Source organism: Streptomyces sp. SDr-06 (assembly GCF_003324565.1).
GTDB lineage: Bacteria > Actinomycetota > Actinomycetes > Streptomycetales > Streptomycetaceae > Streptomyces.
Map to the genome: position 1 here is coordinate 739,265 of NZ_QOLA01000002.1, position 15,077 is coordinate 754,341.

13 protein-coding genes are annotated in these 15,077 nt (G+C 71.2%); 4 read left to right on the forward strand and 9 right to left on the reverse strand.

Annotated features, from left to right (window positions below; genetic code table 11):
* Nucleotides 1-6: 6 nt before the first annotated feature.
* Entirely contained in the window at nt 7-1,659 is a 1,653-nt protein-coding gene (gene pgi / locus DT019_RS07670; protein WP_114036059.1) for a glucose-6-phosphate isomerase, read from the forward strand.
* A gap of 102 nt (nt 1,660-1,761) precedes the next feature.
* On the opposite strand, the gene pgl is transcribed toward pgi, so the two are convergent.
* The 5 genes from pgl to tkt are packed head-to-tail and all read right to left on the reverse strand — an operon-like array spanning nt 1,762 to nt 8,340.
* Nucleotides 1,762-2,544 carry a 6-phosphogluconolactonase gene (pgl, locus tag DT019_RS07675; protein WP_114035870.1) on the reverse strand — a complete coding sequence of 261 codons (783 nt, stop codon included), beginning with the start codon at nt 2,542-2,544 and terminating at the stop codon, nt 1,762-1,764.
* Nucleotides 2,541-3,566, reverse strand: a complete 1,026-nt coding sequence (gene opcA, locus DT019_RS07680) for a glucose-6-phosphate dehydrogenase assembly protein OpcA (RefSeq protein ID WP_114035871.1) — start codon at nt 3,564-3,566, stop codon at nt 2,541-2,543. Before opcA ends, pgl begins: the two co-directional genes overlap by 4 nt.
* Nucleotides 3,563-5,095: a glucose-6-phosphate dehydrogenase gene (gene zwf / locus DT019_RS07685; RefSeq protein ID WP_114035872.1), complete on the reverse strand. Its 1,533-nt coding sequence runs from the start codon at nt 5,093-5,095 to the stop codon at nt 3,563-3,565. Before zwf ends, opcA begins: the two co-directional genes overlap by 4 nt.
* A gap of 3 nt (nt 5,096-5,098) precedes the next feature.
* A complete protein-coding gene (tal, locus tag DT019_RS07690) occupies nt 5,099-6,217 on the reverse strand; it encodes a transaldolase (protein WP_114035873.1) in 1,119 nt (372 codons plus the stop codon).
* 35 nt (nt 6,218-6,252) lie between these two features.
* Nucleotides 6,253-8,340, reverse strand: coding sequence for a transketolase (gene tkt / locus DT019_RS07695; RefSeq protein ID WP_114035874.1), 2,088 nt, complete (start codon nt 8,338-8,340; stop codon nt 6,253-6,255).
* Between the two features lie 308 nt (nt 8,341-8,648).
* Between tkt and DT019_RS07700 the strand changes: the two genes are divergently transcribed.
* From DT019_RS07700 to DT019_RS07710, 3 genes are all read left to right on the forward strand, one after another.
* Nucleotides 8,649-9,602, forward strand: a complete 954-nt coding sequence (locus DT019_RS07700; protein ID WP_114035875.1) for a heme o synthase — start codon at nt 8,649-8,651, stop codon at nt 9,600-9,602.
* A 97-nt stretch (nt 9,603-9,699) separates the two neighbouring features.
* The gene (locus DT019_RS07705) at nt 9,700-10,041 is read left to right on the forward strand and encodes a hypothetical protein (protein WP_114035876.1); all 342 of its coding nucleotides are present in this window, start codon (nt 9,700-9,702) and stop codon (nt 10,039-10,041) included.
* A 76-nt stretch (nt 10,042-10,117) separates the two neighbouring features.
* Nucleotides 10,118-11,200: an amidohydrolase gene (locus DT019_RS07710; RefSeq protein WP_114035877.1), complete on the forward strand. Its 1,083-nt coding sequence runs from the start codon at nt 10,118-10,120 to the stop codon at nt 11,198-11,200.
* Here the strand turns inward: DT019_RS07710 and DT019_RS07715 are convergent.
* The 4 genes from DT019_RS07715 to DT019_RS07730 all read right to left on the reverse strand — a co-directional run bounded on the left by DT019_RS07715 (nt 11,186) and on the right by DT019_RS07730 (nt 14,999).
* Entirely contained in the window at nt 11,186-12,190 is a 1,005-nt protein-coding gene (locus DT019_RS07715; protein WP_114036060.1) for a COX15/CtaA family protein, read from the reverse strand. The genes DT019_RS07710 and DT019_RS07715 overlap by 15 nt on opposite strands.
* A gap of 84 nt (nt 12,191-12,274) precedes the next feature.
* The gene (locus DT019_RS07720) at nt 12,275-13,042 is read right to left on the reverse strand and encodes an ABC transporter permease (protein ID WP_114035878.1); all 768 of its coding nucleotides are present in this window, start codon (nt 13,040-13,042) and stop codon (nt 12,275-12,277) included.
* A 94-nt stretch (nt 13,043-13,136) separates the two neighbouring features.
* Nucleotides 13,137-14,063: an ABC transporter ATP-binding protein gene (locus tag DT019_RS07725; protein ID WP_114035879.1), complete on the reverse strand. Its 927-nt coding sequence runs from the start codon at nt 14,061-14,063 to the stop codon at nt 13,137-13,139.
* Between the two features lie 126 nt (nt 14,064-14,189).
* On the reverse strand, nt 14,190-14,999 hold the full coding sequence (locus DT019_RS07730) for an aminoglycoside N(3)-acetyltransferase (protein WP_114035880.1): 810 nt from the start codon (nt 14,997-14,999) through the stop codon (nt 14,190-14,192).
* Nucleotides 15,000-15,077: the final 78 nt, after the last annotated feature.

The window sequence follows — 15,077 nt, forward strand, 5'->3', positions numbered from 1 at the left end:
CCGCAGATGAACGCAGGAAGCCGTACCAGGCTCAACCAGATGCCCGAGTGGATCGCACTGGGCAAGCACCGGGAGCAGTTGGGCGACACCCATCTGCGGGAGCTGTTCGCCGCCGAGCCCGGCCGCGGCACCGACTACACCCTGCAGGTCGGCGATCTCCATCTCGACTACTCCAAGCACCTGGTGACCGGTGAGACCCTCGCGCTCCTGCGCGAGCTGGCCGCGGCCACCGATGTCGCCCGGCTGCGGGACGCCATGTTCCGTGGCGAGAAGATCAACACCACCGAGAACCGCGCGGTGCTGCACACCGCGCTGCGCGCCCCGCGGGACGCGGTGATCGAGGTCGACGGCGAGAACGTGGTGCCCGAGGTGCACGCCGTCCTCGACAAGATGGCCGCCTTCTCCCAGAAGATCCGCTCGGGCGAGTGGACCGGTCACACGGGCAAGCGCATCAAGAACGTCGTCAACATCGGCATCGGCGGCTCCGACCTCGGTCCCGCGATGGCGTACGAGGTCCTGAAGTCGTTCACCGACCGTGAGCTGACGGTCCGTTTCGTCTCCAACGTGGACGGCGCCGACCTCCACGAGGCGGTCCGTGACCTGGACGCGGCCGAGACGCTGTTCATCATCGCGTCCAAGACGTTCACCACCATCGAGACCATCACCAACGCCACCTCGGCGCGCAACTGGCTGCTCACGGAGCTGAAGGCCGATCAGGACGCCGTCGCCCGGCACTTCGTGGCCCTGTCGACCAACGCCGACAAGGTCGCCGAGTTCGGCATCGACACGGCCAACATGTTCGGTTTCTGGGACTGGGTCGGCGGCCGCTACTCCTTCGACTCGGCCATCGGCCTCTCGCTGATGATCGCCGTGGGAGCCGACCGGTTCCGCGAGATGCTGGACGGCTTCCACCTGGTCGACGAGCACTTCCGCACGGCCCCGGCGGAGTCCAACGTGCCGTTGCTGCTCGGCCTGTTGGGCGTGTGGTACGGCGCCTTCTTCGACGCCCAGTCGCACGCGGTGCTGCCGTACTCGCACTACCTGTCCAAGTTCACCGCGTACCTCCAGCAGCTGGACATGGAGTCCAACGGCAAATCCGTGGACCGCGACGGCAACCCGGTCGAGTGGCAGACCGGGCCGGTCGTGTGGGGCACTCCGGGCACCAACGGGCAGCACGCGTACTACCAGTTGATCCACCAGGGCACCAAGGTCATCCCGGCCGACTTCATCGGCTTCGCCCGGCCGGTCGCCGATCTGCTGCCGGGTCTGGTCGCCCAGCACGACCTCCTGATGGCCAACTTCTTCGCCCAGACGCAGGCACTGGCCTTCGGCAAGACGCCGGACGAGGTGCGCGCGGAGGGCGTGGCCGAGGAGCTCGTGCCGCACAAGACGTTCAAGGGCAACCACCCCACCACCACGATCCTGGCCAAGGAGCTGACCCCCTCGGTCCTCGGCCAGCTGATCGCCCTGTACGAGCACAAGGTGTTCGTACAGGGAGCCATCTGGAACATCGACTCCTTCGACCAGTGGGGTGTCGAGCTCGGCAAGGTCCTCGCCAAGCGCGTCGAGCCCGCCCTGACCGAGGGGGCGGACGTGCCGGGTCTTGACGCCTCCAGCAAGGCCCTGGTCGCCAAGTACCGCTCGCTGCGCGGCCGTTGAGCCCCTGGCTGCCGTCCTGACGGCGGACTCGCCCGTACAGCACTCCGGCCCGGTCCCGCCCCCGAGGGGGTGGGACCGGGCCGGTTGCCGTGGCGGGTGGCGTCAGGGAGACGCCGGGGGGTACAGCGACCGCGGCAGCTGGGACGCGGCCGCCGCGTCCAGCAGCCACAGGGTGCGGGCCCGGCCGTAGGCGCCGGCTGCCGGGGCCTGCACCTCGCCCGCGCCCGACAGGGCCACCGCCGCGGCGTGCGCCTTGTCCTCGCCCGCCGCCAGCAGCCAGACCTCACGCGCCGCCCGGATGGCCGGGAGGGTGAGCGAGATCCGGGTGGGCGGCGGCTTGGGCGCGCCGTGCACCCCGACGACCATCCGCTCGGTCTCCCGCACCGCGGGCAACTCCGGGAAGAGGGACGCCACATGGGTGTCCGGGCCGACGCCCAGCATCAGCACGTCGAACCTCGGCACGGGGCCGTGGTCCTCGGGCCCCGCCGCCGCGGCGAGCTCCGCCGCGTAGGCGGCGGCCGCCGCGTCCGCGTCGTTGCCGTACGCGCCGCCCGAAGCGGGCATCGCGTGCACCCGCTTCGGGTCCAGCGGCACCCCGTCCAGCAGCGCGGCGCGCGCCTGTGTGTAGTTCCGCTCCGGGTCGTCCTCGGCCACGAAACGCTCGTCGCCCCACCACAGGTCAAGGCGCGACCAGTCGATCGCGTCCCGGGCCGGTGAGGAGGCCAGCGCGGCGAGGAGCCCGTTGCCGTTGCGGCCGCCCGTGAGGACCACGGACGCCGAGCCGCGGGCGGCCTGGGCGTCCACGACCTTCGTGATCAGCCGGGCCGCCGCGGCCTGGGCCATCAGCTCCTTGTCGCGGTGGACGACGAGCTGAGGCGTGCTCACTTGGCCGCTGCCTTCTTGGCCGGTGCCGCCTTCTTCGCGGGAGCCGGCTTGGCCTCCGCGTCGGCGTCGGCGGCCGGGGCGGTCTTGGCCTCCACCGAGTCGCCGAGCCGGTCCACGCCGAACTTCAGCGCGGACGCGTAGGTGTCGTCCGGGTCGAGGCGGCGCAGTTCCTCCGCGATGAGCTCGGAGGTCTCGCGGCGCTTGAGCGCGACCGCCCGGTCCGGCTGGCCCTGCATGGACAGGGTCGCGAGCGAGCCGTCGGCGCGGTCCAGGACGATCGGGCCGCAGTCCGTCTCCATGCGTACGGCGGTCAGGCCCGGGCCGGTCGACAGGGAGCGCTTGACCGACACGTTCAGCCGGTCGGCGAGCCACATCCCGAGCAGTTCGCAGCTCGGGTTGAACTCCTCGCCCTCCACCTCGACGCTCGTGACCTTGCAGGGCACCTGGTCGAGGGCCGCGGCCAGCATCGAGCGCCAGGGCGTGATGCGGGTCCACGACAGGTCGGTGTCACCGGGGGTGTAGGCCTCGGCGCGGGCGGTCAGCTCCTGTATGGGCTGCTCGGCCGCGTAGGTGTCGGTGACGCGGCGCTGGGCGAGCGCGCCCAGCGGGTCCTGCGCCGGGTCGATCGGCGCGTTCACCGGCCACCAGACGACGACCGGCGCGTCCGGCAGGAGCAGCGGCAGGACCACCGACTGGGCGTGGTTGAGCACCTCGCCGTACAGCCGCAGGACCACCGTCTCGCCGGTGCCCGCGTCCGCGCCCACCCGCACCTCGGCGTCGAGGCGCGAGCTCGTGCGGTCCCGGGGCGAGCGCGAGACGCGCTTGATGACCACGAGGGTGCGCGAGGGGTGCTCGCGCGAGGCGTCGCCAGCAGCGCGCAGGGCGTCGTAGGCGTTCTCCTCGTCGGTGACGATGACGAGGGTGAGCACCATGCCGACGGCGGGGGTGCCGACGGCCCGGCGGCCCTGGACCAGCGCCTTGTTGATCTTGCTGGCCGTGGTGTCCGTAAGGTCGATCTTCATGGCCGACGCCAGCTCCGTCCGTCTCGTGCGAGCATTTCGTCCGCCTCGTCCGGGCCCCAGGTCCCCGACGGGTACTGGGCGGGCTTGCCGTGCTTGTCCCAGTACTGCTCGATCGGGTCGAGGATCTTCCAGGACAGCTCGACCTCCTCCACGCGCGGGAAGAGGTTGGAGTCGCCGAGCAGGACGTCGAGGATGAGGCGTTCGTACGCCTCGGGGCTCGACTCCGTGAAGGACTCGCCGTAGGCGAAGTCCATGGAGACGTCCCGGACCTCCATCGAGGTGCCCGGCACCTTGGAGCCGAAGCGCACGGTCACGCCCTCGTCCGGCTGCACCCGGATGACCAGGGCGTTCTGGCCCAGCTCCTCCGTGGCGGTGTGGTCGAAGGGGGAGTGCGGGGCGCGCTGGAAGACCACCGCGATCTCCGTGACGCGCCGGCCGAGGCGCTTGCCGGTGCGCAGGTAGAACGGGACGCCCGCCCAGCGGCGGTTGTCGATCTCCAGCTTGATGGCGGCGTAGGTGTCGGTCTTCGACTTGGGGTCGATGCCGTCTTCCTGGAGGTAGCCGACCGCCTTCTCGCCGCCCTGCCACCCGGCCGCGTACTGCGCGCGGACCGTGTCCTTGCCGAGGTCCTTGGGCAGCCGCACGGCGCCGAGCACCTTGGTCTTCTCGGCCGCGAGTGCGTCCGCGTCGAAGGAGGCGGGCTCCTCCATCGCGGTGAGCGCCATCAGCTGGAGCAGGTGGTTCTGGATGACGTCACGGGCCGCGCCGATGCCGTCGTAGTAGCCGGCCCGGCCGCCGATGCCGATGTCCTCGGCCATCGTGATCTGCACGTGGTCGACGTAGGAGCGGTTCCACAGCGGCTCGAACATGGTGTTCGCGAACCGCAGGGCCAGGATGTTCTGAACGGTCTCCTTGCCCAGGTAGTGGTCGATCCGGAAGACCTCGTTGGGCGGAAAGACCTCGTGGACGACCTGGTTGAGCTCCTTGGCGGAGACCAGGTCGTGGCCGAAGGGCTTCTCGATGACCGCGCGGCGCCAGGAGCCGTTCTTCTGGTCGGCGAGCCCGTGCTTCTTGAGCTGCTGGACGACCTTGGGGAAGAACTTCGGCGGCACCGACAGGTAGAAGGCGAAGTTGCCGCCCGTGCCCTGCGCCTTGTCGAGCTCCTGGATGGTCGACTTCAGCGTCTCGAACGCCTCGTCGTCGTCGAAGTCACCCTGGACGAAGCGCATCCCCTGGATGAGCTGCTGCCAGACCTCCTCACGGAACGGCGTACGGGCGTGCGCCTTGACCGCGTCGTGGACCTCCTGCGCGAAGTCCTCGTCCTGCCACTCGCGGCGGGCGAAGCCGATCAGCGAAAAGCCCGGCGGGAGCAGACCCCGGTTGGCGAGGTCGTAGACGGCGGGCATCAACTTTTTACGGGACAAATCGCCTGTGACGCCGAAGATCACCAGACCCGACGGCCCCGCGATGCGCGGGAGCCGTCGGTCTGCGGCGTCACGAAGCGGGTTCGCTTCGCGGATCGCGGTCAAGATTTACGCCTCCGAGGGTGCGAGGCGCTTGAGCTCCGCCTCGGTGGACTTGAGCAGGTCGTTCCAGGCGCCTTCGAACTTCTCCACGCCCTCGTCCTCGAGGAGCTGCACGACCTCGTCGTAGGAGATCCCCAGCTTCTCGACGGCGTCGAGGTCGGCGCGGGCCTGCTCGTAGGTGCCGGTCACCGTGTCGCCGGTGATCTGCCCGTGGTCGGCCGTGGCCTCCAGGGTGGCCTCCGGCATGGTGTTGACCGTGTTCGGGGCGACCAGGTCGTCCACGTACAGGGTGTCCTTGTACGCCTTGTCCTTGACGCCGGTGGAGGCCCACAGCGGGCGCTGCTTGTTGGCGTGCGCCTTGTCGAGGGCGGCCCAGCGGTCGGAGGCGAAGACCTCCTCGTACGCCTGGTAGGCGAGCCGCGCGTTGGCCAGACCGGCCTTGCCGCGGGCGGCCTTGGCCTCGTCGGTGCCGAGCGCGTCGATCCGCTTGTCGATCTCGGTGTCCACGCGGGACACGAAGAAGGACGCCACGGAGTGGATCTTCGAGAGATCCAGGCCGCGCTCCTTGGCCTTCTCCAGGCCCGAGAGGTAGGCGTCCATGACCTTGCGGTAGCGCTCGAGCGAGAAGATCAGCGTGACGTTGACGCTGATGCCGAGGCCGATGGTCTCGGTGATCGCCGGCAGACCCGCCTCGGTGGCCGGGATCTTGATGAGCGTGTTGGGCCGGTCCACCAGCCAGGCCAGCTGCTTGGCCTCGGCGACCGTGGCGCGGGTGTTGTGCGCCAGGCGGGGGTCGACCTCGATGGAGACCCGGCCGTCCTGGCCGTCGGTGGCGTCGAAGACCGGGCGCAGGATGTCGGCGGCGTCCCTCACGTCAGCCGTCGTGATCATGCGGATGGCTTCTTCGACGGTCACCTCGCGGGCCGCGAGGTCGGTCAGCTGGGTGTCGTAGCCGTCACCCTGGCTGATCGCCTTCTGGAAGATCGACGGGTTGGTGGTGACGCCGACCACGTGCGACTGGTCGATCAGCTCGGCCAGGTTGCCGGACGTGATCCGCTTGCGCGACAGGTCGTCGAGCCAGATCGCCACGCCTTCGTCGGAGAGGCGCTTGAGTGCGTCTGTCATGAGGATTGCATCTCCTACTAGTTCGTATACCGGCGTCAGCGCGCGGCGGCTTCGAGAGATTCCCGGGCGGCGGCGGCCACGTGGTCGGCCGTGAAGCCGAACTCCTGGAAGAGGACCTTGCCGTCGGCCGAAGCGCCGAAGTGCTCCAGCGAGACGATGCGGCCCGCGTCCCCGACGTAGCGGTGCCAGGTCAGACCGATACCGGCCTCGACCGCGACCCGCGCCTTGACCGACGGCGGCAGGACGCTGTCCTTGTACGCCTGGTCCTGCTCCTCGAACCACTCGACGCACGGCATCGAGACCACGCGGGTCGGGATGCCGGCCGCCTGGAGCTGCTCGCGCGCGCCGACGGCGAGCTGGACCTCGGAGCCGGTGGCGATGAGCACGACCTGGGGGTCGCCGCCCTCCGCGTCGAACAGGACGTAACCGCCCTTGGCGGCGTCCTCGTCGACCTCGTACGTCGGCACACCCTGGCGAGTCAGCACGAGGCCGTGCGGGGCCCCCTTGCCGAACACCTTGGTGTAGCGCCGCAGGATCTCGCGCCAGGCGATGGCGGTCTCGTTGGCGTCCGCGGGGCGGACGACGTTGAGGCCCGGGATGGCGCGCAGCGAGGCCAGGTGCTCGACCGGCTGGTGGGTGGGGCCGTCCTCGCCCAGACCGATCGAGTCGTGCGTCCACACGTACGTCACCGGCAGGTGCATCAGCGCGGACAGGCGCACGGCGTTGCGCATGTAGTCGGAGAACACCAGGAAGGTGCCGCCGTACACGCGGGTGTGGCCGTGCAGCGCGATGCCGTTCATCTCCGCGGCCATGGAGTGCTCGCGGATGCCGAAGTGCACGGTGCGGCCGTACGGGTCGGCCTCGGGCAGCGGGTTGCCGGCCGGCAGGAACGACGACGTCTTGTCGATGGTCGTGTTGTTCGAGCCCGCGAGGTCGGCGGAGCCGCCCCACAGCTCGGGCATGACCGCGCCGAGGGCCTGGAGGATCTTGCCGGAGGCGGCGCGGGTGGCGACGGCCTTGCCGGTCTCGAAGACCGGGAGGTGCGACTCCCAGCCCTGGGGCAGCTCGCCCGCGTTGATGCGGTCGAACTCGGCGGCGCGCTCCGGGTTGGCGGTGCGCCACGCGGCGAACGACTTCTCCCACTCGGCCTTGGCCTCACGGCCGCGGTCAAGAGCCTCGCGGGTGTGCGCGAGCACCTCGTCGGCGACCTCGAAGGACTTCTCGGGGTCGAAGCCGAGGACGCGCTTGGTGGCGGCCACCTCGTCGTCGCCCAGCGCCGAGCCGTGCGCGGCCTCGGTGTTCTGGGCGTTGGGGGCGGGCCAGGCGATGATCGAGCGCATCGCGATGAACGACGGCCTGTCGGTCACGGCCTTCGCGGCCTCGATCGCGTCGTAGAGCGCCTCGGGGTCCAGGTCGCCGTCCGGCTTCGGCGCGACGCGCTGGACGTGCCAGCCGTAGGCCTCGTACCGCTTGACGGTGTCCTCGGAGACGGCGGTCTCGGTGTCGCCCTCGATCGAGATGTGGTTGTCGTCCCACAAAAGGACCAGGTTGCCGAGCTTCTGGTGGCCGGCGAGCGAGGACGCCTCGGCGGAGATGCCCTCCTGCAGGCAGCCGTCGCCGGCGATCGCGAACACGAAGTGGTCGAAGGGGGAGGTGCCGGGGGCGGCCTCCGGGTCGAACAGGCCGCGCTCGTAGCGGGCGGCCATCGCCATGCCCACCGCGTTGGCGACACCCTGGCCCAGCGGGCCGGTGGTCGTCTCGACGCCGGTGGTGTGGCCGTACTCCGGGTGGCCGGGGGTCTTGGAACCCCACGTCCGGAACGCCTTCAGGTCATCCAGCTCCAGGCCGAAACCGGCCAGGTACAGCTGGATGTAGAGGGTCAGGGACGAGTGGCCCGCGGAGAGTACGAAACGGTCGCGTCCGACCCAGTCGGCGTCCGCCGGGTCGTGCCGCATCACCTTCTGGAAGAGGGTGTACGCGGCCGGGGACAGGCTCATCGCCGTACCTGGATGGCCGTTGCCGACCTTCTGTACGGCATCCGCGGCCAGTACGCGGCCGGTGTCTACGGCCCGCTGGTCCAGCTCGGTCCACTCGAGGTCTGTGGTGGTCGGCTTGGTGCTCACCCTGAGTCAGGGCTCCTCTCCACATGTCGAATCCCGGTGACTGAGGGCGCACCGGGCGCTGTCGAGCCTACCCCTGCCGGAACGCTCATTTTTTCGACTGACTGCACGTTGAGACAGACACCTCCAGGGTGGCGGTGACCGGTGAAATCCGCCTCCCGGCGAACCATCCCCAACACGACCCCACCCCCGGGGAGAACGGCCTATGGGCAACGTCTACAGTGGCGTGGTACGCGCAAGTCTTTACCGGGCCTTCACGTCCGGGAACGTGCCGGATCACCGGGGACTTGCTGGGAATTTCTCTGTCAGGGGTGTGCGTGACGGCCGTCGAGTCCCGACCCGCAGGGGTCATCTTGACTCCCAGCCCGGGGGGCCATCGGCCATTCGGGGCCCGCGTCAAGGCCTTCGTGATGCTGACCAAGCCGCGGATCATCGAACTGCTCCTCATCACCACCATTCCGGTGATGTTCCTCGCCGAGCAGGGCATTCCGCCGCTGTGGCTGGTGTTCGCCACCACGCTGGGCGGGTACCTCTCGGCAGGCGGCGCAAACGCGCTGAACATGTACATCGACCGCGACATCGACGCGCTGATGGACCGGACCTCCCAGCGCCCGCTGGTGACCGGGATGGTCTCGCCGCGCGAGTGCCTGGTCTTCGGCCTCTCGCTCGCCGTGGTCTCGACGCTGTGGTTCGGGCTCCTGGTCAACTGGCTCTCGGCCGCCCTGTCGCTGGGCGCGCTGCTCTTCTACGTCGTCGTGTACACGATGATCCTCAAGCGCCGGACCTCGCAGAACATCGTGTGGGGCGGCATCGCGGGCTGCCTGCCGGTGCTCATCGGCTGGTCCTCGGTCACGGACTCCATGTCGTGGGCGCCGATCATCCTGTTCCTCGTCATGTTCTTCTGGACGCCGCCGCACTACTACCCGCTGTCCATGAAGGTCAAGGAGGACTACGCGCGGGTCGGTGTGCCGATGCTGCCGGTCGTCGCCTCCAACAAGGTCGTGGCGCGCCACATCGTCCTCTACAGCTGGATCATGGTCGGGGTCTCGCTGCTGCTGACCCCGCTCGGCTTCACCGGCTGGTTCTACACGGCCGTCGCGGTCCTGGCCGGCGGCTGGTGGCTGTGGGAGGCGCACGCGCTGCAGTCCCGCGCCAAGTCCGAGGCGACCGGGGCCAAGCTGAAGGAAATGCGGCTGTTCCACTGGTCGATCACGTACGTGTCGCTGTTGTTCGTGGCCGTCGCGGTGGACCCGTTCCTGCGCTGAGCGGGCCGCGGACGACGCAGACGCACCGAGGGGCCAGTGGCGCAAGCCACTGGCCCCTCTTGTCGCACCCGGTGCTACCCGCTAGTAGCATCGCGGCATGGCAGACACCCAGGTTGACGAGAAGCAGGACGCCAGGGCCGAACGGCGGGCGGACAAGCTGGCCCGGCAGATCGGCTCCTTCGCCAAGGAGCACGGCGGCGCCGAGGGCCAGGTCGCGTACCTCGGCCGGCGCGGCGCGCGGATCGCGCTGGTCGGCGCGGACGGCGGCTGGGGCAACCTCGTGGCCCCGAGCCACGCGATCGCCGTGCGGGCGGTCGAGAAGGCCGGGATCACCGTCCACGACGCGTTCGACGGCGAGTTCGCGAGCAAGGTGACGACCGGCCGGTACGAGTGGACCCGCATGGCCGGGATCCAGCTCGGCGGTCCGAAGAACAGCTGAGCGGCACCCGAGCAACACCGATCCGGGGCTCACCCGTTAGGAGGGGTGGAAGCGCGTCCACCGCTGGGAGCCCCGGATGATCGACACCCCGCCCCTGGTGGACCAGTACTGCCACGGGGTCCTGCGCACCGAGCTGGGCCTGGGCACCTTCGAGACGGCGCTGGGCCGCACGGGGACGCTGCCCGCGCCCGGCACCACGTTCTTCGACACCCAGACCGGCTTCGCGGTACGCCGCTGGTGCCCCCCGCTGCTCGGCCTCGAACCGCACTGCGCCCCCGCCCACTACCTGGCCCGCCGCCGTGAACTCGGCGTACTGGAAGCGGGCCGGCGGCTGCTGCGGGGCTCCGGGATCTCCACCTATCTGGTCGACACCGGGCTGCCCGGGGACCTCACCGCCCCGCACGAGATCGCCGCGGCGGGCGCCGCCGACGCCCACGAGATCGTCCGCCTCGAACTCCTCGCCGAGCAGGTGGCCGACACCTCGGGCACCGTCGAGTCCTTCCTCGCCAACCTCGCCGAGGCCGTGCACACCGCAGCCGCCTCCGCCGTGGCCTTCGCCTCGGTGGCGGACGTACGCGAAGGACTCGACCCGGAGCCGCCCGGGCCGGGGGAGGTGCGCGGCGCGGCCGGGCGGTGGCTGGCGGGCCGGCGCAAGCACGGGCGCCTGGCGGACCCGGTGCTCCTGCGCCACCTGTGGTGGAGCGCGGTCGCGGCCGGGCGTCCGCTCCAGCTCCAGGTGGGCATGGCCGACCCGATGCTGCTCGCCGGATTCGCCAGCGCGACGTGCGGACTCGGCACCGATCTCGTGCTGCTGCACGGCTATCCGTACCACCGCCAGACCGCCCACCTGGCCAGCGTCCACCCGCATGTGTACGCCGACGTGGGGCCCGCGCTGGTGCGTACCGGGGCGAGGGCGGCCGCCGTGCTCGCGGAGATCATGGAGCTGGCCCCGTTCGGGAAGCTGCTCTACTCCAGCGGCGCGCGCGGGCTGCCGGAACTGCACGTGGTGGGCGCCCGGCTCTTCTCGGAGGCGCTCGGCCGGGTGCTCGGCGGCTGGGTGGGCGACGGCGCCTGGTCGCGCACGGACGCGCAGCGGGTCGCCGGGATGATCGCGGCGGGCAACGCCCGCCGCGTCTACGGACTGTCAGGCGTGGCTTAGCGCCGAGCCGGTCTGCGCCGGGACCTCGGCGGGGATCTCCGGCCGCTCGCGCAGCGAGAGCAGCACGCGCAGCACCGCGATCCACACCAGGCAGGAGCCCAGCATGTGCAGGCCGACCAGGATCTCGGGCGTCTTCGTGAAGTACTGCACATAGCCGATCACGCCCTGGCCCAGGAGCACCACGAACAGGTCGCGGGCCCGGGCGCGCGGCCCGGGGGGAGCGTCGACGGCCTTCAGGACGAACCAGAGCGCCACGGCCAGGGCGACGACGATCCAGGCGAGGTCCGCGTGCAGCTGCGTGATCATCGTCCAGTCGAGCGGGATGCGCGGCACGTCCTTGGAGTCGCCGGGGTGGCGTCCGGTGCCGGTCACGATGGTGCCGACCGCGATCAGCGCGGCCGAGGCGGCCACCAGGAGCCAGGTCAGCTGCACAACCGCCTTGCCGACCAAGGGCCTTGGGGCGCCGTCGCCCTCCTGGGCGCGCTGCCAGGTGACCACCGCGACCGCGATGAGCGCGCTGGAGAGCAGGAAGTGCGCGGCCACCGTGTACGGGTTGAGGCCGACCAGGACGACGATCCCGCCCAGCACCGCGTTGCCCATGACCACCCAGAACTGCACCCAGCCCAGCCGGGTCAGCGGACGCCGCCAGGGCTTCGCGGAGCGGGCCGCGATGATCGCCCAGCCGACCGCGGCGCACAGCACGTAGGTCAGCATCCGGTTGGTGAACTCGATGACGCCGCGGAAGCCCATCTCGCTGGTGACGGTCAGGCTGTCGCTGGTGCACTTGGGCCAGGTGGGGCAGCCGAGCCCTGAGCCCGTGAGCCGGACCGCGCCGCCGGTCACCACGATGGCGACCGCCATGACGAGGGCGGCGAGCGCCGCGCGCCGCACGATCCGGGGGGAGGCGGTCCAACGCTCCGCGATGTACAGGAGCGGATTGCGGGCCGCCGCGGTCACGTCGGCACGGGTCACTTTCGGCATGCGCCCTATCGTAGGCGCCCGTTTGTGCATGTTTTCACGAGGGGGGTGCGCCCGGCCGTACCGGGAGGAAACCCTCTCCCGTACGGTCCCGGGTCACTCCCAGCGGAAGAACTTCGCGGCCGCGCCCAGGCCGAGCACCGTCCACACCGCGAGGATCCCGAGGTCCCCCCACGGCATGGACGCGCCGTGCTGGAGCACCGTGCGCAGCCCGTCGGAGAGCGCCGAGATGGGAAGCAGGTCCAGCACGGAGCGCGCCCCGGCGGGGAACTTGTCCATCGGCACGATGACGCCGCCCGCGACGAGCAGCAGCAGAAACACCAGGTTGGCCGCGCCCAGCGTCGCCTCCGCCTTCAGGGTGCCGGCCATCAGCAGCCCGAGCCCGGAGAACGCGGCGGTGCCGAGCACGAGCAGGAACAGCACCGCGAACGGATTGCCGTGCGGGGACCAGCCGAGCGCGAAGGCGATCACCGTGAGCAGGACGACCTGGAGCACCTCGGTGACCAGCACGGCCAGCGTCTTGGAGGTCATCAGCGCCCAGCGCGGCAACGGCGAGGCGCCGAGCCGCTTGAGCACCCCGTAGCGCCGCTCGAAGCCGGTCGCGATGGCCTGGCCGGTGAACGCGGTCGACATCACGGCCAGCGCCAGGATGCCCGGCGCGAGGAAGTCGACGGACTTGCCCCGGCCCGTGTCGATGATGTCGACGGTCGAGAACAGCACGAGCAGCAGGCTCGGGATGATCACGGTGAGGAGCAGCTGCTCGCCGTTGCGCAGCAGCATCCGCGTCTCCAGGGTGGTCTGCGCCCCGATCATCCGCCCGAGCGGCGCCGCGCCCGGCTTCGGTGCGTACGTCCCAGCACTCATGCGCGCGGCTCCCTGCCGGTCGGCTCCAAGCCGTGTTCTCCCGGGGGACGACCCCCGGACCCCCGGCCGGTCGCTGTGTCGTGGTGAACCCGAGTCATGCGCGCAGCTCCCTGCCGGTCAGCTCCAAGAAGACGTCCTCCAAGGTGTGGCGTTCGACCGAGATGCCGTCCGGCATCACGCCGTGCTGCGCGCACCAGGAGGTGACGGTGGCGAGCAGCTGGGGGTCGACCGTGCCGGTGATCCGGTACGCGCCCGAGGTCAGCTCGGCCGCGGCGGTGCCGTCCGGCAGGGCCTTGAGCAGCGAGCCGAGGTCGAGGCCGGGGCGGCCGGTGAAGCGGAGCGTGTTCTCGGCGCCGCCCCTGCACAGCTGCTCGGGAGAGCCCTGGGCGACGACCCGGCCCGCGTCGACGATGGCCACGTCGTCCGCGAGCGCCTCGGCCTCGTCCATGAAGTGGGTGGTCAGCACCACCGACACCCCGTCGGCGCGCAGCTCGCGCACGAGGTCCCAGGTGGCGCGGCGGGCCTGCGGGTCGAGCCCGGCGGTCGGCTCGTCGAGGAAGACCAGCTCGGGGCGGCCGACGACGGCCATCGCGAGCGCGAGGCGCTGCTGCTGGCCCCCGGAGAGCCGGCGGTAGGTGGTACGTCCGCAACTGCCCAGGCCCAGGCGCTCGATGAGGGCGTCCACGTCCAGCGGGTGTGCGTGCAGCCTGGCCATGTGGCGGAGCATCTCGTCGGCGCGGGCGCCGGAGTAGACGCCGCCGGACTGGAGCATCACGCCGATCCGCGGCTTCAGCCGCCCCGCGTCGGCGACCGGGTCGAGGCCGAGGACGCGGACGGTGCCCGCGTCCGGCCTGCGGTAGCCCTCGCAGGTCTCGATGGTGGTGGTCTTGCCGGCGCCGTTGGGGCCGAGGACGGCGGTCACGGTGCCCGCGCCGACCGTGAGGTCGAGGCCGTCCACGGCGGTCTTGGGTCCGTACCGTTTGACCAGGCCCAGGACCTGGACGACGGGCTCGCTCTTCATGAACGGCAAGTCTAGGCCGGGTCCGGGGTCCCCCTGCCCGGGGGCCCAGGTCCCCGCACCAGGGTCCTGCCCGGGCCGACACGCCCGGCGCGACGCGGGTTTTCTCCTGGGCGCGGGGCCCCGCGCTCAATCCTCGTGCGGCCGGTGCAGCGGCAGCCACCGCTGGGCGTAGGCGACCGCCTCCCGGACCGGGAACAGGCGCGCGGTGGCCGCGCCCACCGCGGCGCGCGCCACGTCCCCGGCCCGGTCCCGCTCGAAGTCGGCGCCGAGCTCGTCGAAGCGGTCGCTCGTGAGGGACCGGTCCCGGACGGTGAGCCAGCGCCTGCCCCGGCCGGTCGTCGCGGCGAACGAGAACTCCGCGACCGGCCCCGGCACCCGGTACTCGGCGAGGTGGAAGGACGTACAGGAGTCGTAGCCCGCGCCGAGCAGCAGGACCCGGGCGCCGGCCTCCTCCAGGCGGGCCAGCGGGCTGCGCTCGCCGAGGAGGCAGTCCAGCGCGTGGCCCCCGGTGACGCGGGCCGCGGCCGGGCCGATCGCCGCGAAGGAGGTCTGGGGGTGGGCGCTGCGCAGGGCGCCGGGCCAGGTCCGCGCGGTCTCCGGGATCACCCCGACGCCCCGGGACGGGGTGATCAGCGGGTCGTAGGCCGGGGTGGTGGCCCGGATCGCCTCCCACCACTCCTCGGGCACCGGGGGACGCCGCCAGTGGGAGGGGTCGGAGTTGTCCCCGGAGTGCGTGGGGACCACCAGGGTGCCCGTTTCGCCCAGCGCGTCGAGAAGCGCCCGGACCACCGTGACGGGTCCTCCGCAGACCCAGCCGAGCGACTTCAGGGAGGAGTGCACGAGGAGGGTCTCGCCGGGCCGCACGCCCAGCGCGCGCAGGTCTGCGGCGAGCGAGTCGCGCGTACACAACGGGCCGGTCACAGGCGGTGTGCGCATGGTTGGCGAGTCTGTCGCAAGCCCGCCGCGGAGTCCACCGGGCGGCCCGCCGGGCGAGCGCCCGAAGATCGTTTCCGC